This window comes from Cryobacterium sp. TMT1-2-2 (genome assembly GCF_004403505.1).
GTDB lineage: Bacteria > Actinomycetota > Actinomycetes > Actinomycetales > Microbacteriaceae > Cryobacterium > Cryobacterium flavum.
In genome coordinates this window covers 212,334-234,848 of record NZ_SOGS01000027.1, presented here as the reverse complement: position 1 = coordinate 234,848, position 22,515 = coordinate 212,334, and the positions used below count along the sequence as shown (strand labels likewise).

18 protein-coding genes and 1 pseudogene are annotated in these 22,515 nt (G+C 61.3%); 11 read left to right on the top strand and 8 right to left on the bottom strand.

Going from position 1 to position 22,515, the window contains the following annotated elements; all coding sequences use genetic code 11:
• The first annotated feature begins 108 nt into the window (after nucleotides 1-108).
• The 5 genes from E3T35_RS18940 to E3T35_RS18920 all read left to right on the top strand — a co-directional run bounded on the left by E3T35_RS18940 (nucleotide 109) and on the right by E3T35_RS18920 (nucleotide 5,199).
• Nucleotides 109-1,041, top strand: coding sequence for a BadF/BadG/BcrA/BcrD ATPase family protein (locus tag E3T35_RS18940; RefSeq protein WP_134380696.1), 933 nt, complete (start codon nucleotides 109-111; stop codon nucleotides 1,039-1,041).
• Nucleotides 1,038-2,342 carry an extracellular solute-binding protein gene (locus E3T35_RS18935; RefSeq protein ID WP_134344826.1) on the top strand — a complete coding sequence of 435 codons (1,305 nt, stop codon included), beginning with the start codon at nucleotides 1,038-1,040 and terminating at the stop codon, nucleotides 2,340-2,342. Before E3T35_RS18940 ends, E3T35_RS18935 begins: the two co-directional genes overlap by 4 nt.
• Before the next feature lie 206 nt (nucleotides 2,343-2,548).
• On the top strand, nucleotides 2,549-3,307 hold the full coding sequence (locus E3T35_RS18930; RefSeq protein ID WP_241987685.1) for a carbohydrate ABC transporter permease: 759 nt from the start codon (nucleotides 2,549-2,551) through the stop codon (nucleotides 3,305-3,307).
• The gene (locus E3T35_RS18925; RefSeq protein WP_134344827.1) at nucleotides 3,304-4,152 is read left to right on the top strand and encodes a carbohydrate ABC transporter permease; all 849 of its coding nucleotides are present in this window, start codon (nucleotides 3,304-3,306) and stop codon (nucleotides 4,150-4,152) included. Before E3T35_RS18930 ends, E3T35_RS18925 begins: the two co-directional genes overlap by 4 nt.
• A 9-nt stretch (nucleotides 4,153-4,161) precedes the next feature.
• Nucleotides 4,162-5,199 (top strand): SIS domain-containing protein, encoded by a 1,038-nt coding sequence (locus E3T35_RS18920; RefSeq protein ID WP_134344828.1) that lies wholly within the window; start codon nucleotides 4,162-4,164, stop codon nucleotides 5,197-5,199.
• Nucleotides 5,200-5,900: 701 nt separating this feature from the next.
• Here E3T35_RS18920 and E3T35_RS18915 read toward each other — a convergent pair.
• The 3 genes and pseudogenes from E3T35_RS18915 to E3T35_RS18905 all read right to left on the bottom strand — a co-directional run bounded on the left by E3T35_RS18915 (nucleotide 5,901) and on the right by E3T35_RS18905 (nucleotide 9,583).
• Entirely contained in the window at nucleotides 5,901-7,547 is a 1,647-nt protein-coding gene (locus E3T35_RS18915) for an AMP-binding protein (RefSeq protein WP_134344829.1), read from the bottom strand.
• Nucleotides 7,548-7,793: 246 nt separating this feature from the next.
• Nucleotides 7,794-8,063 (bottom strand): annotated as a pseudogene (locus E3T35_RS18910) (IS30 family transposase); the annotation flags it as partial.
• Nucleotides 8,051-9,583, bottom strand: coding sequence for a PucR family transcriptional regulator ligand-binding domain-containing protein (locus tag E3T35_RS18905; protein ID WP_166790012.1), 1,533 nt, complete (start codon nucleotides 9,581-9,583; stop codon nucleotides 8,051-8,053). The pseudogene E3T35_RS18910 and the gene E3T35_RS18905, both read right to left, overlap by 13 nt.
• 118 nt (nucleotides 9,584-9,701) lie before the next feature.
• Between E3T35_RS18905 and E3T35_RS18900 the strand changes: the two genes are divergently transcribed.
• Nucleotides 9,702-11,081 carry an aminotransferase class III-fold pyridoxal phosphate-dependent enzyme gene (locus E3T35_RS18900; protein ID WP_134344832.1) on the top strand — a complete coding sequence of 460 codons (1,380 nt, stop codon included), beginning with the start codon at nucleotides 9,702-9,704 and terminating at the stop codon, nucleotides 11,079-11,081.
• Nucleotides 11,078-12,628, top strand: coding sequence for an aldehyde dehydrogenase family protein (locus E3T35_RS18895; protein WP_134380690.1), 1,551 nt, complete (start codon nucleotides 11,078-11,080; stop codon nucleotides 12,626-12,628). The genes E3T35_RS18900 and E3T35_RS18895 overlap by 4 nt, the downstream gene beginning before the upstream one ends.
• A 126-nt stretch (nucleotides 12,629-12,754) precedes the next feature.
• Here E3T35_RS18895 and E3T35_RS18890 read toward each other — a convergent pair whose 3' ends face one another.
• The 4 genes from E3T35_RS18890 to speB form a co-directional block, all read right to left on the bottom strand.
• Entirely contained in the window at nucleotides 12,755-13,339 is a 585-nt protein-coding gene (locus tag E3T35_RS18890; protein WP_134380687.1) for a helix-turn-helix domain-containing protein, read from the bottom strand.
• 133 nt (nucleotides 13,340-13,472) lie between these two features.
• Nucleotides 13,473-14,312 carry a nitrilase-related carbon-nitrogen hydrolase gene (locus tag E3T35_RS18885; RefSeq protein ID WP_174777115.1) on the bottom strand — a complete coding sequence of 280 codons (840 nt, stop codon included), beginning with the start codon at nucleotides 14,310-14,312 and terminating at the stop codon, nucleotides 13,473-13,475.
• A gap of 10 nt (nucleotides 14,313-14,322) precedes the next feature.
• On the bottom strand, nucleotides 14,323-15,780 hold the full coding sequence (locus tag E3T35_RS18880) for a cytosine permease (protein WP_198421052.1): 1,458 nt from the start codon (nucleotides 15,778-15,780) through the stop codon (nucleotides 14,323-14,325).
• 57 nt (nucleotides 15,781-15,837) lie between these two features.
• On the bottom strand, nucleotides 15,838-16,788 hold the full coding sequence (gene speB / locus E3T35_RS18875; protein ID WP_134344837.1) for an agmatinase: 951 nt from the start codon (nucleotides 16,786-16,788) through the stop codon (nucleotides 15,838-15,840).
• Between the two features lie 303 nt (nucleotides 16,789-17,091).
• Here speB and E3T35_RS18870 point away from each other — a divergent pair, with 303 nt between their 5' ends.
• The 4 genes from E3T35_RS18870 to E3T35_RS18855 all read left to right on the top strand — a co-directional run bounded on the left by E3T35_RS18870 (nucleotide 17,092) and on the right by E3T35_RS18855 (nucleotide 21,144).
• Nucleotides 17,092-18,264, top strand: a complete 1,173-nt coding sequence (locus E3T35_RS18870; protein ID WP_241987687.1) for an extracellular solute-binding protein — start codon at nucleotides 17,092-17,094, stop codon at nucleotides 18,262-18,264.
• Nucleotides 18,265-18,389: 125 nt separating this feature from the next.
• Nucleotides 18,390-19,178, top strand: coding sequence for an ABC transporter permease (locus E3T35_RS18865; protein WP_241987688.1), 789 nt, complete (start codon nucleotides 18,390-18,392; stop codon nucleotides 19,176-19,178).
• On the top strand, nucleotides 19,175-19,960 hold the full coding sequence (locus E3T35_RS18860) for an ABC transporter permease (protein WP_092338466.1): 786 nt from the start codon (nucleotides 19,175-19,177) through the stop codon (nucleotides 19,958-19,960). The genes E3T35_RS18865 and E3T35_RS18860 overlap by 4 nt, the downstream gene beginning before the upstream one ends.
• Nucleotides 19,957-21,144, top strand: a complete 1,188-nt coding sequence (locus tag E3T35_RS18855; RefSeq protein WP_134344839.1) for an ABC transporter ATP-binding protein — start codon at nucleotides 19,957-19,959, stop codon at nucleotides 21,142-21,144. The genes E3T35_RS18860 and E3T35_RS18855 overlap by 4 nt, the downstream gene beginning before the upstream one ends.
• A 73-nt stretch (nucleotides 21,145-21,217) precedes the next feature.
• On the opposite strand, the gene E3T35_RS18850 is transcribed toward E3T35_RS18855, so the two are convergent.
• On the bottom strand, nucleotides 21,218-22,510 hold the full coding sequence (locus E3T35_RS18850; RefSeq protein WP_134344840.1) for an NAD(P)/FAD-dependent oxidoreductase: 1,293 nt from the start codon (nucleotides 22,508-22,510) through the stop codon (nucleotides 21,218-21,220).
• Nucleotides 22,511-22,515: the final 5 nt, after the last annotated feature.

Genomic DNA, 22,515 nt, shown 5'->3' with positions numbered 1-22,515 from the left:
CAGGCGAGGGCGGTTGTGGATAGGTTCTAAACAACTTCTTATCACTATGATATGAAAGTTATCGACGGGCCAGCACATCGGCTCACTTCACGCGGGGGTGGGGTAAGAATGTACGTTGGCATCGACATCGGTGGAACCAAAACGCACACCCGCGTCGAGGCCAATGGGCGAATCGTGTTGGATGCCACGGTGCTCACGAGCTCATGGCGCTGGGGAGGCCTGCTCGATGACGCGGGCAACGCCACTCGCCTTCTCGGACTGTTTGCCAGTGTGCCTCGGTCGGAGACCGCGCCCTTGGCCCTGGGTGCTCATGGGCTGGACAGCGCATGGCAGTGCGCCGAGTTTGAAGCACGATTGGCTGCCGAACGGCCGGGGCTGGTCCGCGCCGTCAATGACGTTGAACTGGTCGGTCCGGCAGCTGGATATGACACGGCCATCGCAGTCATCGCCGGCACCGGGTCTCGGATCGTCGCCCACGATGCCGCCGGAGCGGTGGTCTCGGCGGGGGGCTATGGCCATCTGTTGGGCGACCCTGGAAGCGCGCCCGCCTTGGCTCGCGATGCCGTGCGCGCCGTGCTCTGGGCACGCGATGAAGGCTGCGCCCCAGGTCTGCTGAGTCAGACATTGATGGAACACTTCGGCGTTGACGATGAAGTTGCAATGTCATATGAGTTTTCCGCCGATTCGCGGCTCACGACATGGGGAGCGCTCGCACCATTGCTGTTCGCTGCCGCCGATGCGGGCAGCCGGCTTGCAGCGACGGTGATCGATGAAGCGGCGCGGGAACTCGCCACGGCGGTCGGCCTGGTGCGAGCACGAGGCGCGCTGGGCACCGACGTCGTCTGTGCCGGCGGGGTGATCTCGAACCAGCCACGCCTGTTTGACGCCTTGGAACGTCATATCGCGGAACTTGATCGCACCTTGAGCCTGCGCCTGCTTCAGGTCGCTCCGGTCGTCGGCGCCATTGCGATCGCACAACGGATGCACCCCTCACAGCTCACAACCACCCATCAGCTCGACGAATCACGGAGGAACACATGACCATCAAGAACGCACGAACTCACCGTCTCACCGTTGGGATCGGTCTCATCTCCATGGGCGCGCTCCTCCTCAGCGGCTGCAGCCTCACCGGAGCGAGCACGTCGAGCGAATCGAAGGAAGGGGATGGAACCGGCACCATCAACGCCCTCTTCATGAAGCAGGCGGGTTACTCCGAGGACAACGTCAACGCCATGATCACTGACTTTGAGTCGAAAAACTCTGAGATCACGGTGGAACCGACGTTCGTCGCCTACGAGGCGCTGCACGACAAAATCGTCACCTCGGCTCCCGCCGGAACCTATGACGTCGTTCACCTTGACGTGATCTGGCCGGCCGATTTCGCCTCCAAGGGGCTCATCACGGACGTCACTGACAGGTTCCCAGCTGCGTGGGCCGACGAGATGCTCGGCGGGGCACTGACATCCGCTGAATATCAGGGGAAGTACTACGGCGCCCCGTGGGGCCCCTCGACCAAGCTCTTCTACTTCAACTCGGAGATGGTTGCCGCGGTTGGGGCGGCCGAGGCCGACCTCACGACCTGGGACGGTGCCCTCGCTGTGGCCGCCAAGATCAAAGCTGCCGGACTCGTCGAGTACCCCCTCTCCTGGAGCTGGTCACAGGCTGAAGCCCTCATCTGCGACTATGCGCAGCTTCTCGGCGCCTTCGGGGGAGCCTTCACCGATGCTGATGGCAATCTCATTGTGAACGACGCAGCCGGTGTGGAAGCGCTCACCTGGATGAAGAAGACCATCGATGACGGGCTGACCGATCCCGCCTCCATCACTTTCCTGGAAGATGACGTCAGCAAGTCCATCGCCGCGGGCAAGACCGCGATGGCACTGAACTGGGAGTCGACTTTCCGTGACTCGAACGACGCGTCGATCTCAACGGTGGTCGGCAAGGTCGGCGTTCTTCCGACCCCCGCCGGTCCGTCGGGAGAGCACCCTGGCGTCAATGGTTCGATGGCGCTCTCGATCGGAGCCCAGTCCACCAATCAGGCCGCAGCGTGGAAATTCATCGAGTACATGACCAGCCAAAGCGTGCAGGAGAAGTACGTGACGAGTTCGATGACCAACTGGAAGTCGAGCTACACCAAGACAGACCTCGCCGCGTCAAACCCCGAGGTATTCGCAGCGGCCGGCGTCGCATACGACAGCATGATCCTGCGCCCGACGGTTGCCAACTACAACTCGGTGTCCCAGATTCTGCAGGTCGAGATCCAGAATGCTCTGCTCGGCCAGAAGACACCGCAGCAAGCCATGGACGACGCAGTCGAGGCCGCTAACGCGACCATCGGCTAGTGAAAATGTCAGTCGCCAACGCCAAAACACCCCAAAGCCCTCCGGCCGCGTCTCTGCGACGGGTTCGTCCGGCACGGTCGAAGCGAGAGAACCAGGCTCGACTGGCTTTCTGGTTACTTATTCCGGCGGGCGTTGCAGTGTTCGGGGTGATCGTTTACCCGATCCTTCGAACCCTGTTGATTTCCTTTTTCGAGGTCACTTCGGCGTTGGCGACTGACACCCCCTTCGTGGGGTTCAACAATTATCTGGCGGTGCTCTCCAACAGCACGTTTTGGGCGTCTATGGGGCGCACTCTCTATTTCACCTTGATATCGACATCATTGGAGTTGTGCCTCGGCCTCATTCTGGCTGGGCTGCTCAACGCGAAACTTCGTGCCCGCTGGCTGTTCCGGGCCATCGTGGTCATCCCCTGGGCCATCCCCACGATCGTCAGTGCGGCCATGTGGAAGGGTGTTTTTAACGCCCAGTACGGCCCGCTCAACGCGTTGCTCAGCCAACTCGGAATTATCGACCAGTACCAGGCCTGGTTAGGCGATCCGACAACCGCGCTCAATATGGTCATTCTGGCGGATGTCTGGAAATCGACTCCGCTCGTTGCCTTCTTCCTGCTCGCCGGACTCACGGCAATCCCGAACGAACTGTATGAGGCCGCCAAGCTCGATCGTGCAAGCTGGCCGCGCATCTTTCGGTCGATCGTGCTGCCCATGCTGATCCCCTCGATTTCGATTGTGCTTGTGCTGCGCACGGTTGAAGCATTCAAAGTCTTTGACATCATCTATGTCATGACCAGGGGTGGTCCGGTCAACGGAACCCAAACCATCGCCTACTACGCCTATACAACGGCATTCTCCGATCAAAACTTCGGCGTCGGGTCAGCCTTGTCCTACGTGATCGTTATCGTCATCCTCGCCCTGAGCGCCATCTATCTGCGACTGCTCCGCCGGTCAGAAATGAGTCTCCTGTGAAGCGGGCCCGGCGCAATTCTTTTCTGGTGCACGTGGCGGCCGTTGTTACCTCAGTGGTTATTCTTGCCCCGTTCCTCTGGATGGTCATGGCGAGCATCACGCCACAGCGAATCCTCATCACGACTCCGTTGCAGTGGATTCCGGACGAATTGGACCTCAGCCGTTACACGCAGATCTTCACCGGCGGCTCTGAGGGAGTCGGGGCAACGTTTCGTGCTGCCATGATGAACTCCATAATCGTGGCCGTGGGAACCGTCACGATCTCAATGATCGTGGGAATTCTGGGCGCCTATGCATTTGCCCGTTTGAAGTTCCGTTTCAGGCGCGCCATCCTTACGACGTTTCTGGCGTCATACATGCTCCCGCAAATCGCCCTGCTCATTCCGCTGTATCTCATTCTTAATTCCGTGGGACTCTTGAACACGAAGACGGGCCTGATCCTGGTGGATTGTGCCATCGTCATCCCCTTTGTGCTGTGGGTGCTGAGCAATTACTTCATGACCATTCCCGAGGAGCTTGAAGAGGCAGCGCGCATCGACGGTACGACTCGACTGGGTGCTTTGTTCTGGGTTATTCTGCCCGCCGCCAAGCCGGGACTGTTCGCGGCGATCATGTTCGCATTCCTGCTGGCGTGGGACGAATTCATGTACGCGCTCATTTTCACGTCGTCGGACGTGGCCAAGACACTTCCCGTGGCCCTCAGCGAATTCGCCGGTCGATACACCACGGATTTCGGGCTCGTCGCGGCCGGTGGCATTCTCGCGGCACTTCCGCCACTGATCGTGGCAGTGATCTTCCAGCGCTATGTCGTCAGCGGCATGGCATCCGGCGCAGTAAAAGGATAGGAAAAACCCATGTCAGGCAAAGCACCATTCGTTGACGCGATGATGAAGCAACCCCTCACCCTCCAGCTTGCGTATGACACGCTCACCCTCGATCTGGCGCACGGCGCGCTTCACGATTGGCCTGTCGACGAGACCATAGCGGTCGTCGCAATGGGCGCATCCGGTCATTCAGGACGGGCATTGGTGTCGCTTCTCGCCCAGGCCGGTTACCGGGCAGTGAGCTTGACAGCATCCGACGTACTTCTGTCAGCGGTCGGCTTTCAGCCGGCGGATCACTACATCATCGTTTCGGAATCCGGGCGGAGCCCCGAAACGATCGAGGCGGCACGCCGTCTGACACAGGGGACACGGGTCGGAATCAGCAACTTTCCGCAAGCACAAATTGCCGAGGTCATTGACGTGCCGCTCGGCCTCGGCGGCTTCGAGGACTCCCCTGTGTATACCGCTGGCTACACAGCGACGCTTATGGCCTATGCGCTACTCCTAGAAAAGGTCGGCGTGCTCCCGGCCGATTCCAATGTGCCCCGCATCCCTGAGATCGTCGAGAATGCCCTGGCAGATTTCGCGCCGGTGGCCCGAGCTGTTTCCAGCCTCGTAGCTGCAGCAACCGACATCGATGTCGTCGGCCGGGGTACATCGTTTGCCTCGGCTCTGGAGACAGCGCTGATGATTCGCGAAGGCCTGCGAATCCCGACGGGTGCTTTTGAAACCTACGAGTACCTTCACGGACCCATGGAGTCTGTTGCAGCGGGAACCGTAGTGATCATCTTCGGAGACGAACGCGAACTCACCATCCCGGGATCACTTCTTGATGCGGGCGTTCACGTCGTGGTGATGACGACAGCTCATGACGTACCGAACGAAGGGCACCCGAACCTCACGGTAGTTCGTTTGGACAGCTGCCTAGCCGGGTTCGTGCGGCCCATTGTTGAAATCGTGTTCGCCCAACTCGTGCTGGCGGAAGCAATCCTGCACAAACCGTTCCCCATCGAGCAATTCATTTATGAACAGCCCGACACCAAGATTCCGATCGCGATGCTCAGCTGACGCGTGCGGGAACAGCGAAACTCAAGGGTTAAAGGTGCCCTGGAACGATTTCACCCTTAACTTGGAATGGCTCGAGGGCAAGCCAGAAAGTTCCCAGTCGGAGCAAGGCCTCCCGAATAGGCTGAAACACCCACTGTGGGTGTTTCAGGAAATTGAAGTTTCGTTTTCATGAAATCCAAGCGAACAGGCCGGATGAGTAGAAATACTCGACCGGCCTTCGGTTTTTAGCGGTGCGAGTGTGCCTGATTGGCGTTTTCGGGTTGGCGGCTGCGCGCTAATGCAAAAATGCCTGCCGGCCCAGCACCCTGTCCTGACTATCGACACGGCAACACGGCTGCTTGGGGTTAGTCCGCGTCATACCGTCACGATCTTTAGCGGTCTGCGTCATCACCGATTGATTGTGAAACATGTGGCGGGATGGGTGCGGGCGTAACGGGACCTGTGTGACCTGGCCGCTCGCGTTGTCGGGGTAGCTGCCCCGGGGCTTCGACCGAACCGAGTGGGCGTGTCGAGCCGGCCGTTGATTCGTGATGCGAATGCTCCGGGTGAGTGGGTGTGGCCGCGGTACCCGCGTTCGAGTGATCAGCGTGGTGATCACCGTTCCGCGCGGGAGCTGGTGGATCTGGGGGTGTTGAGCCCGGAGAATCGCTGGCAGTACCTCGGGGACGCCGCCTAACTATCGGGTGCAGCTTGGGGTCAGGTCATGAAGTGGTTGACAGTCGGGCTATTGCTTCGTTGCGCATGTCGATTTTGCGTATCTTGCCGGATACTGTGAGGGGAAAATTGTCTCGAACGTCGGTGTACCGGGGGATTTTGAAGTGGGCTAGGCGTCCGTGGCAGAAGGCGGCGAGGTCTTGGGCGGTTATCGGGTCGACGCCCGGTTTGAGGATGATGCAGGCCATGAGTTCTTCTCCGTATTTTTCGTCGGGTACTCCGATGACTTGCACGTCGTGAATTGATGGATGGTGCAGGAGGAATTCTTCGATTTCGCGTGGGTAGATGTTTTCGCCTCCGCGGATGACCATGTCCTTGATGCGTCCTTCTACGGTGATGTAGCCGTGCGTGTCCATGCTGGCGAGGTCACCGGTGTGTATCCAATCCTCCTGGTCGATTGCATCTCGAGTTTTGTCTGGTTCGTTCCAGTAGCCGGAGATGACGCTGTAGCCGCGGGTGCATAATTCGCCGATCTTGCCGCGCTCGACCGTTTCGCCGGTGGTGATGTTGATGATCTTGTTTTCCAGGTGTGGCATCGTACGACCGACAGTTGAGGTGCGTTGGGTGATGGTGTCTTCGCTTCTGGTCATTGTCGACACGGGTGCGGTTTCGGTCATGCCGTAGCAAATAGCCACGTCGATCATGTTCATTTCGTCGATCACTCGGTTCATCACTGCTTCCGGACAGGTTGACCCAGCCATCACTCCGGTGCGCAGTGTGGAGAGGTTGAAGGTGGTGAATTCCGGGAGGGCTAGTTCGGCCATAAACATCGTGGGTACTCCGTAGAGTGAGGTGCCGCCGTGATCGTGCACGGCTTGTAAGGCAGCTGTTGCGGTGAAGCTGCGCCCGGGAAGAATAGCGGCGGCACCGTGTGAGTAGATGTTGAGGTTGCCGATGACCATGCCAAAGCAATGGTAGAAGGGCACGGGGAGGACGACCCGGTCGTGTTCGGTGTAGTTGAGGAGTTCGCCGATGAAGAAGCCGTTGTTGAGAATGTTGCGGTGGGTGAGGGTGGCACCCTTAGGAAATCCGGTCGTACCCGAGGTGTACTGCAGGTTTATCGGGTCGTTCGCTGTCAGTTCGTTCATACGGTGGCGCAGGTCCAGGAGTGACACGGTATGGCCGGCTGTGATGAGGGCGGTGTAGTCGAATTCGCCCGATCGGGTCGGGTCGGTATCGGTGCCGATAAAGACGAGTTCGTGCAGATCTGAACAGCTGATGAAGGCGTCTCGGGCCATGGCTGTATAGTCACTGTTTTTGTCGGATGGGGCGGAGATGAGCATCCGCATTCCGCACTGCCTGATAACGTATTCCAACTCAGAGATGCGAAACGCGGGATTCACGTTCACTAAAATCGCACCGATCTTGGCCGTGGCGTATTGAACGATCGTCCATTCGGCGCAGTTGGGCGACCAGATACCGACTCGGTCTCCGCGTTCGACGCCCAAGCCCATAAGGCCGAGCGCAAAGTCGTCGATTGCTGAATTGAGTTCTGAATAGGACCAGTGTCGTCCGGTTGCTACCTCGATCAGGGCGTCACGGTGGGCGAATCGTTCAACGATTCCCTCAAAATGATCACCGATGGTGCATTCCAGCAGGGGCAGGTCTGAGGACACTTGTGTGTACGACGACATGGCTGATCTCCTTTGATCGCTACTCGTGCACGGTATCACCCACAGTGCTCGACGAGCCAATTTTCACCAGTCGACCGTCCGCCCGACTCTCCATGTCACTTATGCGGCGTCATCATCGCCAATTCCCTGACTGGTCAGGGCTCCGCGTTTACTGAACGTGACTTGATTCGCGAACGCATCCTCGTCGGCTTCACTACCGCCCGAGGCGTGGGCGAGTGTCGGTGGCCATGACAAGCTGGGTGTTTTCTAGCCAACCTCGCAACACTCGATCAAATGTGGGCTGTTTCCTTGTCGAGCGTTGATCTTGGTCGCGACTTCAGCCAGTCGTTCGGGGCTGTGGAGATTCAGGTTGGTGCCCTTGGGGAAGTACTGGCGAATGAGCCCGTTTGTGTTCTCATTCGAGCCTCGTTGCCACGGCGAATGTGGATCGCAGAAGTAGACCGAGATCGTCGTTTCCTCCTTGAACTGAAGGTACTCGACCATCTCCGATCCTTGGTCCCACGTCAGCGATTTCCGGCCCCGACTCTGCGGAGCTCTAGCCAGAGATTCGCCGACACGTCAGGGTCGTCGAGATCGGCGTCCAGTAGTTTCGCTGCAATGCCGATTCGGTGCCGCAGGGAATTGCGATGGAGCTTCAACTCCCGGGCAGCGACCTCCCACTGGCCCTGATTCCGAATGTAACTTTTCACGGTTGCCACGAGATCGGCCCGGGAGTATGCCGTGAGCCGGGCCACCCACTCGACGGCACGAGGATCAGGTAGGCCCGGGCCCGTGGAGATCTGTCCCACCCTTGCGAGCAGGCAAGACCGACGCAGGTCGTCGGCGCTGCCGGGTAACTGGCTGAGCGGCATGGGCCGGCTGAGCGCCGCCGCGAACGGAACAGGTTGGGCGCGTCGGCGCGACACTGCTGCCTCAACCGGGTTCCCGGATTCTTCGGCAGGGTCAGGGTCTGTCCGGGTCTCCAGAATGAGGAAACAGACGCCGTCTTCCATTGAGCGAAGGCGGCATCGGCGGATGCTGTCGCCTAATCGCATCGCTGGCTCACCAGACAGCATGGCTGAGACCTGATCGGCGAGTTCTGAGGTGGTGAGCGCCTCAAGGTTGTCTCCCCGGATGGCCAGGAGCCGGACCCGTTCAGCCAGCGGGGAACCGATCAGATCTCCAGCTACAAGACGCGCAGCATCGACAAAACCGTTCAACGCCAGCGTCGTTGCCGTGGTGCCGAGAACCGAGTTCGCCCGAGTGAGCTGCCACTCTCGCTGGGCAGCCACGGCGAGGAGCATGCATCCCGTGAGCATCAACTGCCGATCCGCCTTTCGCAGGGGCCGACCCGCACAGACAGCCAGGAAACCCGCCGTGCGCCGGTCAGCAATAATGGAGTACTCAACGACGTCCATCCCGTCCAGCGGGAAGGTGGCCGCCGAGTGCGTTCCGGCGAGGCCGAGGCGGGCCGTTTCTTCCCGGAGCTGAGGCAGGACGCGGTTCTCCTCCGGTGGCCAGTACGTTTCCGCTGAACCATCGGCGGGAAGATACACGGCCCAGCCGCCCAGGGCATTGCTCAGAACCTTCACCACCGCGGCGACGGCCTCGGGCCGTGTCGCAGCCTGCGTCAGTGAAGTCTGAAGAGTGAGGCTGGCCGCGAGGTCGGCCTGTTCTGTTTTGCCCACCAGGTCCCAGTAGGTGCGGGAAATGTGCATAAACGGGATGCTCGCAGGCACGATGAGGAGTGTTACTCCGGCTCCCGCACACGCACTTTCAAGTTGGGCGGGCACATCGTCAGTACCAGCACCGAGGCCTAGCCCCAGGGCAAGTACGCCACGAGACGCGAGCCGAGTCACGTAGTCGCGAAGGCTGTCGGGCTCACCGGCCAGAGGAATGCCTGTGGTCAGCAGGAGTTCCCCGCCTTCCAAATACGGTGTCGGGTCTGTGAGCTCGGAGATATGCACGCCGGTGAGGTTGATCCTGGCGACCGGATCTCCGTCGACCGTGCGGAGGGCATTGCCCAACTTCTCACAGAGCTGAGTCAGGCTGATCACGAGGCAAGATCCGTTCTTACGGAGTAGGCGACAATTGTTGGATATTCTAACCAAGAAATGACAATAATTGGGCAATCCATCTGATGTTTCAGAGTCTGCGCGTTGCTAATTTGAGCCCATGACATCAGTACCCGTTCCCCAGTCCCGTCTTCTCGCCACGGCAATTCCTGGCCCGCGCTCTGTTGAACTGCATGCCGAGCGGCTGAAGCACGTCACGAGCGGATTCGGTATTACCCTGCCGGTATTCATCGACCGCGCTGACGGTGCAATCCTCCAGGACGTGGACGGCAACCGCATCATCGACTTCGCCTCGGGGATCGCGGTGACGAGCGTGGGCGCCAGCAACCCGAACGTGCAGGCGCATGTCGGGGATCAGCTGACCAGATTCACCCACACCTGCTTCATGGTGACCGAATACGACTCGTTCACCGCTGTCTGCCGGTGGTTGAACGAGCACACTCCCGGTGAGTTCGAGAAGCGCACGGCGCTGTTCTCCACGGGAGCGGAGGCCATTGAGAATGCCATCAAAATTGCCCGGTCGGCCACCGGTCGACAGAAGGTTCTCGTTTTCGACGACGCCTATCACGGTCGGTCGCTGCTGACGATGGCGATGACAGCCAAGGAGAATCCCTACAAGCTCAACTTCGGGCCATTCCCGACCGAGGTGATTCGAGCCCCGTTCGCAGCGCCGCTGCGCTGGCCGACCGGGGCAGAGAACGCCACTGCGGAAGCGCTCGCCGCCGTGGAGCGCATTCTGGACGCCGAAGGGCCGCAGACGTTTGCCGCCATGGTGATCGAGCCGATCCAAGGTGAGGGCGGCTTCATCGTTGCGTCGCCTGGCTTCCTTCCCGGGCTACGCGAAATTGCGACCCGGCACGGCATCGTGTTCGTGCTCGATGAAATTCAGGCTGGCATGGGACGCACGGGCCTGCTCTTCGCGAGCAACCACGAACAGGTCGCGGGAGACCTCACCGTGACCGCTAAGGCCCTAGCTGGCGGCCTGCCGTTGAGCGCGGTCACCGGCCGTGTCGAACTAATGAACGCGGTGCACGCCGGCGGTCTCGGCGGCACCTACGCGGGAAACCCGCTCGCCTGCGCGGCGGCGCTTGGGGTCTTCGAGGCGTTTGAAGACGGTGCACTCGTTGCCAATGCCTGCCGCATCGAGGCCGTCGCCCGCGAAATGCTGGACCCGCTGCTCTCCGCTGCGGGCATTGTTGTTGATGTTCGCGGCCGGGGAGCGATGCTGGCCGTGGAATTCGCCGACCGGGACACCTTGGCGCCCCGTGCCGAGCTTGCCAAAGAGATCGCTGCCCGGTGTCACGCGCAAGGGCTGCTGGTGCTGGTCTGCGGAACCTATTCGAACGTGATTCGCCTGCTGCCCCCGCTCGTGATTGAGGAAGCGTTGCTACGTGACGGCCTCACGGTTCTTCGGGACGTTGTCGTACAGGTGGATGCCGCCGCGCGCGAGACCGCAACCCGGGAAGATGTCGCCGCGTGAGCACGACTGCGCCGCATGCTGTTGCCGGCGTTGACGCCAGCTTCGACCCGCACACCGGACTGCAGCGCGGGAGCGTTAAACACACGTCGCCGAGCATGGTCGACCGCGTGCTGCTGCGCGCCGTGAATGCGGCCCCCTTGCTCGCAGCGACCGCCCCGGCAGTCCGTGCCCGCTGGCTGGCTGCCGTGGCCGATGCGCTGAGTGCACACCAGGAAGAACTCGCCGTTCTCGGTGACGAGGAGACCGGGCTCGGTCTGTCGCGCCTTCGGGGCGAGATCGCGGGAGCGGGGCGGAGCCTGCTCTTCTATGCCAGTGTCGCGGTCGAGGGTAGCTACCTCGCCGCGAGTATGGACGTGGTTAGCGACACGGTCACCCTGGCGCGCTGGAATGTTCCGGTCGGACCGGTCGCCGTGTTCGGTGCGAGCAACTTTCCCTTTGGTTTCGGGGTGTTCGGTCACGACGTTGCATCCGCGCTCGCGGCTGGCTGTCCCGTCATTGTGAAGGCCCATCCCGCGCACCCACGCTTGAGTGTCAAGGTTGCCTCGATTGCCCGGGACGCACTCCGCGCAGCGGGCGCCCCTGAAGGAACGTATGACTGCGTTACTGGCTTCAACGCTGGACTGCAACTCGTCGATTCCCTCGCTGTAAAGACAATTTCGTTCACCGGAAGCCAGCGCGGCGGAATGGCCCTGCGGGACCGTGCGGCGGCGCGGGGGGTGCCTGTGTTTGCCGAGATGGGCACCATAAACCCTGCGTTCGTTACGTCCGCGGCCGCCGCATCACCGGCCGCGGCCGAAAACATCGCTGCTGGGTTCGTTGCCTCATTCACACTTGGGGCAGGCCAGTTCTGCACGAAACCAGGCCTTATTTTCGTTCCGGCCGGCTCCGGCATGTTCGACGCCGTAGCCCGCCTGGTGGGGGAGGTTGCGCCCGCGCCGCTGCTGACGGCGGGCATCGAAGCCGGATTCACAAGCGGGATTGCTGAGCTTTCGGCTGTCGCCGGGGTGATGGTCGCGGCGCCGTCCGACGACGGCGACGGTTATGCCGCTGCTGCACACGTCTTCCGCGTGGCTCTGGCCGATCTCATGCCAGGGTCGCGGCTGCTCGAGGAATGCTTCGGCCCTGTAGCTCTTGTTTGTGAATATGACTATGCCGGCGAGGTAATGGATGTTCTGGCCGGCCTGCAGGGCTCCCTTGCGGCATCCGTCTTCACTGGCGGCCCCGATGACTCGGAAACAGCCACTGTGGTAGCACGAATGCTCCCGAACGTCGGACGGGTCGCGCTCAACGCCTGGCCCACCGGGGTGGCCAACACGTGGTCCCAGCAACACGGCGGCCCCTGGCCTGCCACGAGTCGGCCCGAGGCCACCAGCGTGGGCGCGGGAGCCCTAGCCCGGTTCGTGCGCCCCGTCGCGCTACAAAACCCGGACCTGCAAACCCTCCCAGTGTTCCTTGCCACAGAAAACCCGTGGAAGATTCCCTGCCGCATTGATGGTGTTCTTCTCCTTCCGGTTTCTTCCTCCCTCGCCCCCAAGGACCGCTCATGACCTACAAATCCGACCTCATCGACTTCGACTACCTGCTCACCGCTGATGAGATCGTGAAGAAGCGCTTGGCATCGCATTCGCTTAATGCGATGCAACCCCGCCCCGAGCCGATGGAGGCCACAGATGCTAGACCGTGCCCTCCCAGGCGGCCGGCGCCAGGATCCACAGGAGCTCGGTCTCGACCTCGAGGTCGGCCTGCCAATTATGGGGCTCGCGGCCGTCGAAAGTGAGCGAATCACCCGCAGCGAGGGTCAACGTGCGGTCGCTGAATTGCACCGTTATGGAACCGGCCAACACGTGCACGACGTCGACGGGCGAGTTGATCGTGTAGAGCTTTCCCCCACCGGACCCCCCCGGGCTCACGGTGGAACGAACGACCTGCAGACGACTCTCGCGCCGGGGGGTGAGCAGCCTCTCGTTGGCACCCTCACCTCCGAGGTTGATGCGCGGCGCGCCCGCGGCGGTCACAAGTTCAACATCAGACGATGCGAACAGGTCGCCGATATCGACATGGAGCACCTCACAGAGGGCAACCAGCGTCGAGACGCTCGGCGAGGTCATGTCGCGTTCGATGCGACTGATGAAGCCTTTGGTGAGGTCGGTGACCGTGGCCAACTGATCAATGGTGAGCTGCTGAGAACGCCGAGCGGCGCGCAATCTGCTGCCGATCGCCGCCCGCTGGTTCGTGGGATCGACAGGCATCGGGCGCATGATCACTCCAGTGGAACGTGGGCGGAACAGGTCACCATTCTGTCAGGGTTGGCAACACCGTCTTGTGTGCAGCAGCGAGACATGCCCGCCGGGCAGCCATTCGCCAGCGCGTCAGCGAGGCGATGGGCGGGGCTCAGCTATCGGTAACCCGGGTGTAGAGCGACGGGCGCCGATCGGCATGCACGTCGTTGCGCGCGCTGATTCCCTTGGCGCGAGCTTTGGCGAGGTTGATATCTGCCAGCAGCATCGTTTCATCGCCGAGTGTGATGCGCGTGAGGGGAAACCCATCGGCGTCGACGATGACGCTGCCACCGAGCCAGTGCTGCCCGCGTTCTAGCCCGGTGCGGTCGGCGACGGCGATGAACATGCGGTTGACTGCAGCATTGGCCTGCACCTTGACGATTTCGCTCGGACGCTCACCAGCCGGGCGCGGATACAGCGGCCAGTTGACGGGGCAGCAGAGCAGCTCGGCACCATCGAGGGCTGCTGAGCGCACCCACTCCGGAAATTCGAGGTCGTAGCAGATGGCCACACCGATGCGACCCCACGCGGTATCAACGACCGGCGGTGCGGCAGATCCGGCGGTGAACAGGTTGCCTTTTTCATGGTCCCACAGGTGAACCTTGCGGTACACGGCACGAAGCCCGGTCTGGTCGACCAGCACCGCGGAGTTGTAGATCAGACCGTCGTCGCCGGCCTCGGCGAAACCGGCCACGATCACCAGATCGCGCTCCTGGGCCAGCAGCTCCCATTCCCGAACGGATGGCCCGGTCGCGGATTCCGCCACGGTTCGCAGCTCCGCCAGATTGGCGAACATGTAGCCCGAGTTCGCCAGCTCCGGCAGCACGATGATGCGCGCTCCAGCATTCGCCGCCGCCTCGATGGCAGCCCGCACCCTGGCGCGGTTGCCGAGAGTCTCGCCCACGGTCACGGAGATTTGGCAGCAGCCCACGCGCACCGGGGAACCAGCCACTGTGGTGTCGCTAATCGGCGGCTCCTTCCAGCTCGAGTTCGCTGCGGACGCGAGCTTCGGCCTCGGCCGCGTGGTCGAGGTTTCGTGAGAATAACAGATAGAGCCCGCCGGAGACGACCAGGCCAACGACGAAGGAGATGTCAGCCCCGCCCAGCACCGCTGAGACCGGTCCGACGTAGAACGACGTGTAGAAGAACGGGATCATGGCAACGAAACCGATAAGGTAGGCGACCATTCCCCGCCAGGCCCAGCGACCGTAGATGCCTCTCGGGTTGAAGATCTCGGCGATTGCGTACTTGCCGCGTCGCACGAGGTAGAAGTCGACCAGGTTGACGGCGGTCCACGGCACGAGGAAGTACAGCATGAGAAGCACGAAGTCGTTGAAGCTGCTCAGGTAGTCGTCGGGGATGAGCAGGGCGATCGCGAGGGTGACCAGACCGACAACGGTGAGCCCGATCACGCGAAGACGCACGGTCGCTGAGACTTTACGAAACCCGTCGACGGCGGTTGTTCCGGTCAGCATCGCCCCATAGGCATTGACGCCCATGATCGAAATCAAGGCCACCGTTGAGACCAGCACGGCAAAGGTGCCGAACCCGGGGAAGAGCATGTCGCCGACGGTCTTGATGGCGCCGATCGCGTCGGCGTCGGGAATATGGCTGCCGAGGAGGGCACCGAGCGACATGAGCCAGGATGCCGACAGCGCCGCGCCGAGGTAGGTCCAACCGATGAGTTTGGGGGCCGAAGCGTTCTGCGGGAGGTAGCGGCTGTAGTCGGAGACATAAATCGCGTAGCTGATGTTGTAACCGGCGGCCAGCGAGAACATCACCAGAAAGGACGCTCCATCCCAGCCCGCGGTGCTCGCGGTTTCGGTGACCGTCGTGGAGTCGAAGTGAACGATGGCCAGCACCGTGATGATGACGAAGACGACGACGAGCAGGCCGGTGAGCCAGCGCTGGATGAAGTGGAGCAGATCGTGGCCCACGACGGCGATCAGGATCGAGAGCGCAATCAGGAACGGATACCAGAACAGCTTGTCGCCCGGAAAGGCCAGCAGGAGGCCCTGGGTGGCCAGGATCGTGTCGAAAACCATGAAGCCGATGTAGACGAAGACGCTCGCCGCGAACGGCACGATGGCACCGCGGCTGCCGAACTGGGCGCGGGACTGGATCATCTGCGGCAGGCCGGTGCGTGGCCCCTGATTGGCATGAAAGGCCATGAAGAAGGTTCCGAAGCAGGCGCCGGTGATGACAGCAAGAACGGTCCACCAGACGCTGAGCCCGATGACCGGTCCGATGAAGCCGATCACCATGGTCGGCAGCACGAAGTTGCCGGTGAACCAGAACGGCCCCTGATGCCATACTTTTCCGTGCCGCTCGGACCTCGGCACGTAGTCGATCGAGCGCTGCTCGATGACAGTACCCCGCCGCTCGGAGTCAGTGCTGGGAGGCGATGCGGGGTTCGTCATGTTGGTCGACATCATTGTCCTTTTGGTGTGCTGAGGCTGCGGGAGGTAGGGCGAGTGCTACGCGGAAGGAGTCATGGCTGAGATGATCTCGTAGGCCACGTGCGAGGCAGCCACGGCCGTGATCTGCGCGTGGTCGTAGGCCGGGGCAACTTCAACCACATCGGCCCCGACCAGGTTCACGGCTCGCAGGGCACGAATCATGGCCAGCAGTTCCCGGCTGGTCATTCCGCCGGCTTCGGGGGTGCCGGTGCCGGGAGCGTGGGCGGGATCGAGCACGTCGATGTCGACGGAGAGATACACGGGGCGGTCACCGAGCCTGGCGAGCATCCGCTCGATTGCGCGGGCCAGTCCCTCGGTTTCGAACTCATGACTGGCGATGATCGCGAAGCCGAGACGTTCATCGTCGCGGAGATCGTCGCGGGAATAGAGCGGGCCGCGGATGCCCACGTGCATGCTGGCCTGCATATCGATCAGGCCTTCCTCCGAGGCACGCCGAAACGGCGTACCGTGCGTGACCGGCGCCCCGAAATATGTGTCCCAGGTGTCGAGATGGGCATCGAAGTGCAGCACGGCGACGGGGCCGTGGCGCTCGGCAACAACCCGAAGCAGGGGAAGCGCGATGGTGTGGTCACCGCCGATGACGACCAGACGTTTGCCGTCGGCCGACAGCTCGGAGGCTGCTTGCTGAATTTGGGCCACAGCCTCGGTCAGGTTGAACGGGTTCGCGGCGATGTCTCCGGCGTCAACAACCTGCTGAGTGGAGAACGGTTCCACGTCCTGCACGGGGTTGTACGGACGGAGCAGTCGGGAGGCCTCGCGCACGTGAGCCGGGCCGAAGCGGGCGCCGGGGCGGTAGCTCACCCCGCTGTCGAAGGGCACGCCCACAACGGCGATATCGGCCTGACGAACATCCTCGAGCCGCGGCAGGCGGGCGAAGGTGGCGATTCCGGCGTAGCGCGGAGTCAGGCTGGCGTCCAGGGGGCCGATTGGCTGCTCATCGTTGGACATCAGCATCCTGCTTTCGTGTGAATCGGTATTTAGTTTTACTAATATGCAACAAAACTTGCCTTTTGTCCAACTATGGGGCGAGCGGTGGCCCACTCGGCCTGCACCGCAATTCGGGCGTGCAGTGCATCGAACTCGCGCATATTTCGTCACAAATGCGTAACGAATTGCCAATTTGAGTGTTCAATACCGGGAACCATTCAAATATTCGCAAATAAATTGCTCAATTATGGAGAATTAGTCGCGCTTGCGGATTTGAATTGCTACCTTGGGGGCTATCGATTCCAGGAGCGTGCGGTGCAGCCAGTGGCTGTGTTGGTCTCTGGGGGTTCACAACGGAGTGAAGAAAGAAGGATGACCATGCGAAATCCGAAATTTAAGCGCCAGCTGGGCGCTCTCGCGTTGGGTGGAGTAGTGACTCTGCTCATCGCCGGCTGCGCGGGGGGCGGTGCGGCTGCACCAGTGGTCGAGCGAGACCTCGGCACGCCGGTGGCGGGCGTTGTTCCCGAAGGAGTCTTTGACGGTGTGACGTTGACCTATGCGGCTTCCGGTGGAATTTTTCAGGATGGTCAACGAGACGCTGCGTGGGATCCGTTTGCGAAGATCTCGGGCGCGACCTTCCTGCAGGACGCATTCGACGCCGGCAAGCTCAAGGCAATGGTCGACAGCGGCAACGTGACCTGGGATGTCACCAACGCGACGCAATTCGACACGGCGCGCGGCTGCGGAACGCTGTACGAGGAGTACGACTACTCGCAGGTGGATATTTCCAAGGTTCCCGAGGGAACGATCACGGACAAGTGCATGGTGCCCAATATTCTTTACGGTCTCGTTGTGGCGTACAACACTGATGCGTTCGGTGACAATCCACCAACGAGCGCCGCTGACTTCTTCGACACCGAGAAGTTTCCGGGCAAGCGCACGGTCAGCCAGTCTCCATACGTCGATCCTCAGACGGTGGAGTTCGCCCTGGCCGCTGACGGAAAAGACATCAATGATGTGAAAGTTTCCGACATCGAGACCGCCTTCGACAAGTACCGTGCCTTGGGCGACGACGTGATCGGCTGGACCTCCGGTGCTCAAGCACAGCAGCAGCTCGAATCCGGCGAAGCCGTCATGGGGCTGGTTTGGTCAGGTCGCGGATACGGTGCGGCTGCGGCTGGTGCCCCGATCGCACCCATGTGGGACGAGTGGATGATCATGGTCGATTCGACTGCGATTCCCAAGGGCGTGAAGGACCCGCAGGCGGCGTTCGCCGCGGTCAATTTCTACCTCGGCGCAGACCAGCAGTCACGCATGACGGAGCTGACCTCGTACGGGCCGGTCAACGTCGACGCGATGCCCAAGGTTGACGCGTTGTTGAACACGTGGCTCACCACGGAACACCTCAAGTCCGGTCACGCTCCGAACATCGATTTCTGGGTGGAGAACTACGATGCTCTGTCGGCGGCATGGGCCGGCTGGGTCACCGGTAGCTAACCCGCATGGTTCATGCAACGTCCACTCACAATCGGGGCAAGCGCTCTGGTGATGGCGGTGACCCGGCGAGACTGGCTCGAGAGCCAAAGAACTGGCGCCCGTTTCTCCTTCTGATCCCCGCCTTCGTGATCGTCTCGTTCTTCTTTCTCGCGCCGCTCGTTGATGTCTTTATCCGAAGCATCAGCGATCCGGTGTTGGGAATCCAGAACTACGTCTGGCTGTTCACCACGCCCACCAACATGGTGGTTGCCCTGCGTACATTCGGAACATCCTTCCTCGTGACGATCGTCTGCTTGCTTATCGCGTACCCGTACGCATATTTGATGACGATCGTGAGTGATCGCACTCGCAACATGTTGCAGTTGTTCATCATGCTGCCGCTATGGACGAGTATTCTGGTGCGCACCCTCGCCTGGTTGGTGCTGCTGCAGGACACCGGCCCGATCAACGGTCTTCTCCAGTCGTTGTTCGGCATCGGCCCGCTGCCCTTGATCCGCAGCACCTTTGGCGTGGCGCTCGGGATGTCCCAGGTGCTGCTCCCGTTCATGGTCTTGCCGATCTACTCGGCGCTGGCCAAGATTGACAAGCGGTTACTGCCCGCTGCGGCCAATCTAGGGGCGCGACCGGTGACGGCATTCTTCACGGTTTATCTGCCGCTGTCTCGACCAGGGATATTTGCAGGTTCCGTGACGGTCTTCATCCTGGGACTCGGCTTCTACATCATTCCCGCGCTGCTGGGCTCGTCAAAGGAAATCATGATGTCTGCCCTGATGTACCAGCAGATCAGCGGGTTCCTCATGTGGGGCCAGGGCACGGCGCTCGGGATCTTCATGCTGACCGCGACAATCGTGGTGCTTGTAGTCGTCGGCCGTTTGGCCAAGGGTACGAGCCTGTTTGCGGGGAGGGTGAAATGACGCTGAAACGTGCACTGGGCGCACTGGCCGCTCTCATCATTCTGTGGTTGCTGCTGCCAACTCTGGTCATCATTCCCATGTCGTTCAACTCCGCGGCGTCGTTCAACTTTCCGCCGCAGGGATTTTCCCTGCAGTGGTACGAGAACTTCTTCACCGACCCGGCCTGGTTGCGCGCCTTGGGCTCATCGCTGCAGGTGGCGCTGGTCACGATGGTGGTCGCGACCTCAGTGGGGATCATGGCGGCGATCGGACTGTCCAAAGTCAGATTCCGCGGAAAGGCCCTGCTGGAGAGCTACTTCCTGACACCCTTGATCGTCCCGGGCATTGTTATCGCTATCGGGCTCTACTCGCTCTTCCTGCGATTCAATCTGCTCGGTACATTGCCCGGATTCGTGCTGGCGCACACGGTCGTGGCACTGCCGCTCGTGATCATCAACGTGACCGCCTCGTTGCAAGGCGTGGACCCGCGATTGGAGCAGGCCTCGGCGACTCTGGGCGCCGGACGGCTGCGCACCTTCTTTAGCATCACGCTCCCGCTGATAATGCCCGGAGTGACCGCGGGAGCACTGTTCGCTTTCGTCACGTCTTTTGACGAAATCATTCTGTCGCTCTTTATTCAGAGTCCGCAGTTGCAGACACTGCCGGTGAAGATCTACAACAGCGTCACACAGGCGAGTGATCCCACGGTCGCAGCTGTCGCCGTGATAGCGATGTTCACATCTGTGCTGGTCATGCTCACCGCACAATTTGCTACCCGCAAGAGAAAGCGAGTTTCGGCATGAAACCGGAAACAACTGCGTCCACACTGGATCACAACGAACGAGAACTCCGGCAATTGCACCTCAACACCGAAGTCATCAGTGTGATCAACGATGCGGGGATCAGCCTGCGCGATGTAACGAAGCGCTATGGCAAGAAGGCCGTCGTCGATGCGATCAACCTCGTGATCGAACCGGGCGAATTCATGACCTTTCTCGGCCCGTCCGGATCGGGCAAGACGACGACACTCAACATGATCGCCGGGTTTGTTACCGCCACGGAGGGGCTGCTCCATATCTATGGCAAACCCGTCGCCAAGCTGCCGGCACATAAACGAGACATCGGAATGGTGTTTCAAAACTACGCATTGTTCCCGCACAAGACCGTTGCCGAGAACATCGCCTATCCGTTGGAGCGACGCAAGATCGGAAAGGCCGAACAAAAAACGATGATCGCGGGCGCGCTCGATATGGTGCGCATGGGAGAGTTCGGTGATCGTTACCCCGCCGACCTGTCGGGCGGTCAGCAGCAGCGCGTGGCGCTCGCTCGCGCGCTCGTCTACAAGCCCCGTGTTTTGCTCATGGACGAGCCGCTCGGCGCACTCGATAAGAAATTGCGCGAATGGCTTCAGAAGGAGATAAAACGAATCCACCGAGAGGTTGGATCAACCTTCGTGTATGTGACACACGACCAGGAGGAGGCGTTGTCGCTTTCTGACCGGATCGCGGTGTTCAACAACGGTCGGATCGAGCAGGTCGGCAGCCCGGCCGAACTCTACCAAAAACCGGAAACACTGTTTGTGGGCCGGTTTCTCGGTGAATCCACGGTGTTGTCCGGCTCGATGGTCGGCACGGTCGATGGAATATCGACACTGGATATTTCCGGACATGCAATCCGCGTTCCCGGCCAGAAGAAGTCGAGTTCTCTGGCAATTCTCATTCGCCCGGAGAACATCACCCTCTACGAAGAGGGAACCGAGCCGGGCTCGTCAGACATGAATACGCTGCCGGTCACCGTTCTGGACGCCAATTATCTCGGTTCGGCCTGGCGCTGTGAGGTGGAATTGCCCGACGGCAGCGTCGGAACCGTTCGCGAAGCACACTCCGCCGCGGTGCGTGAGCCGGGCACTCGTGCCCTGATGCGGTGGAATATCGATGCGGGTGTGCTCCTCGAGGACACCGGCGACGAGGGAGTGTCGCTCACCTAGCCCTTCACCGAGCGCGCGACGCGCGGGTGAACGAGGTGGAAGCGGCCGGGCCCCGATTGGGCGCCCGGCCGCTTCAGCCTGCCAAAGCGGCCGATACCAGTCGGGCCTCGCGCAAGCCGCTCTCGATGGCGCCGTCGATGAACCCGCCCCAGAGATCGGCAGTGTCGCAACCCGCGAAGTGAAGCACACCATCCGCCAGCTGCAATTGCGGGAGGTCGCGAGTGAGCTGTCCGGGGCGGTGGGTCATCCACGTATTCTGCGACAGGGGATCCTTCATCCAATCATGGGCAGCAACACCGAGTACTTCAAGGTCGTCGCGCCACACGCTCAGGGCGGCCTGAACCTGTTCGATACTGGTCACATCGATGGCCGCGTGATCCGGGCCGAAGCCGACCAGAATCGAATGATCCTCCTCGATGAATTCGCTCTTGAGAACCGAGATGGGGTGATGTTGAGACGCGTAGGCGAAAAACCGCGGCAAGCGACCACGCACCTTGATCCAGACCTTGATTCCCTGCGAGGCCACCCGCTCACGGTTGGCTTGCCGCCAAACACCGGGGAGTGCCGGTGTCACCGCAATGGTGTCGACTGCGTTGACGGGCAGGGTCATGACCACGCGCCGTGCCCGAATTTCACCGCCATCGGAAAGAGTGACGGTGGCACCATTCTTCTGGTGGTCGATGGCGGTGACCGTCGAATTCAGGCGGATGTCGCCGCTCACGTCGGCCGCAATGGCCGCGCTGAACGCGGACATGCCTCCCGCCACGCGATAGGTCGCCGAGGCTTCGTGCATCAGCGGCCAGTGGCCGCCGGTCGCACTCGCCCAGCGCAGGGCACTGGAGAGCCCAACCGACTTCAGCGGTGCGTTCACGTGCCCGACCCACACGGATTCGTTTGCCGAGCGGGCCTCATCGTCTAGGTTCAAGTCGTCTATTCGCTGCTGCAGTGACTGGCCGTCGAGCTCAGTGATCGAGCCGACCGTTGGATCGATCGCGCGCGGAATCGCGGTGAGGGCATCCTCAACTATTCGTCGTTGACCGTCGTCGATGAGTGACAGAAAATCGTTGAGCGTGCCCTTTCTGGGCGCGTCCCCGGCACCGAGCCAGTACGCTTCCTCAGCGACCGGGCTACGAACGATGCGCCGGCCGTATCGGGCTATTTCTGCCCACACGTGGGGTTGTATCCAGTGCACCCATGTTCCACCGAGTTCGAGGTCGTGTCCGAGGACATGGTCGGTCCAGGTGCGACCCCCCACCCGGTCTCGCGCTTCGAGCACGATCACTGCGTGACCCGAGCGGCCAAGCTCTCGAGCGGCCACCAGCCCGGCGAATCCCGCGCCGATGACGATAACGTCTGTTGTTTCCACGCTGC

Excerpts from the sequence above, each read along its gene's own strand:
- E3T35_RS18900 (WP_134344832.1), top strand. The coding sequence starts at position 9,702 with ATGACATCAGTACCCGTTCCCCAGTCCCGTCTTCTCGCCACGGCAATT.
- E3T35_RS18940 (WP_134380696.1), top strand. The coding sequence starts at position 109 with ATGTACGTTGGCATCGACATCGGTGGAACCAAAACGCACACCCGCGTC.
- E3T35_RS18855 (WP_134344839.1), top strand. The coding sequence starts at position 19,957 with ATGAAACCGGAAACAACTGCGTCCACACTGGATCACAACGAACGAGAA.
- E3T35_RS18890 (WP_134380687.1), bottom strand. The coding sequence starts at position 13,339 with ATGCGCCCGATGCCTGTCGATCCCACGAACCAGCGGGCGGCGATCGGC.
- E3T35_RS18860 (WP_092338466.1), top strand. The coding sequence starts at position 19,175 with ATGACGCTGAAACGTGCACTGGGCGCACTGGCCGCTCTCATCATTCTG.
- E3T35_RS18935 (WP_134344826.1), top strand. The coding sequence starts at position 1,038 with ATGACCATCAAGAACGCACGAACTCACCGTCTCACCGTTGGGATCGGT.
- E3T35_RS18915 (WP_134344829.1), bottom strand. The coding sequence starts at position 7,547 with ATGTCGTCGTACACACAAGTGTCCTCAGACCTGCCCCTGCTGGAATGC.
- speB (WP_134344837.1), bottom strand. The coding sequence starts at position 16,788 with ATGTCCAACGATGAGCAGCCAATCGGCCCCCTGGACGCCAGCCTGACT.
- E3T35_RS18920 (WP_134344828.1), top strand. The coding sequence starts at position 4,162 with ATGTCAGGCAAAGCACCATTCGTTGACGCGATGATGAAGCAACCCCTC.
- E3T35_RS18880 (WP_198421052.1), bottom strand. The coding sequence starts at position 15,780 with ATGACGAACCCCGCATCGCCTCCCAGCACTGACTCCGAGCGGCGGGGT.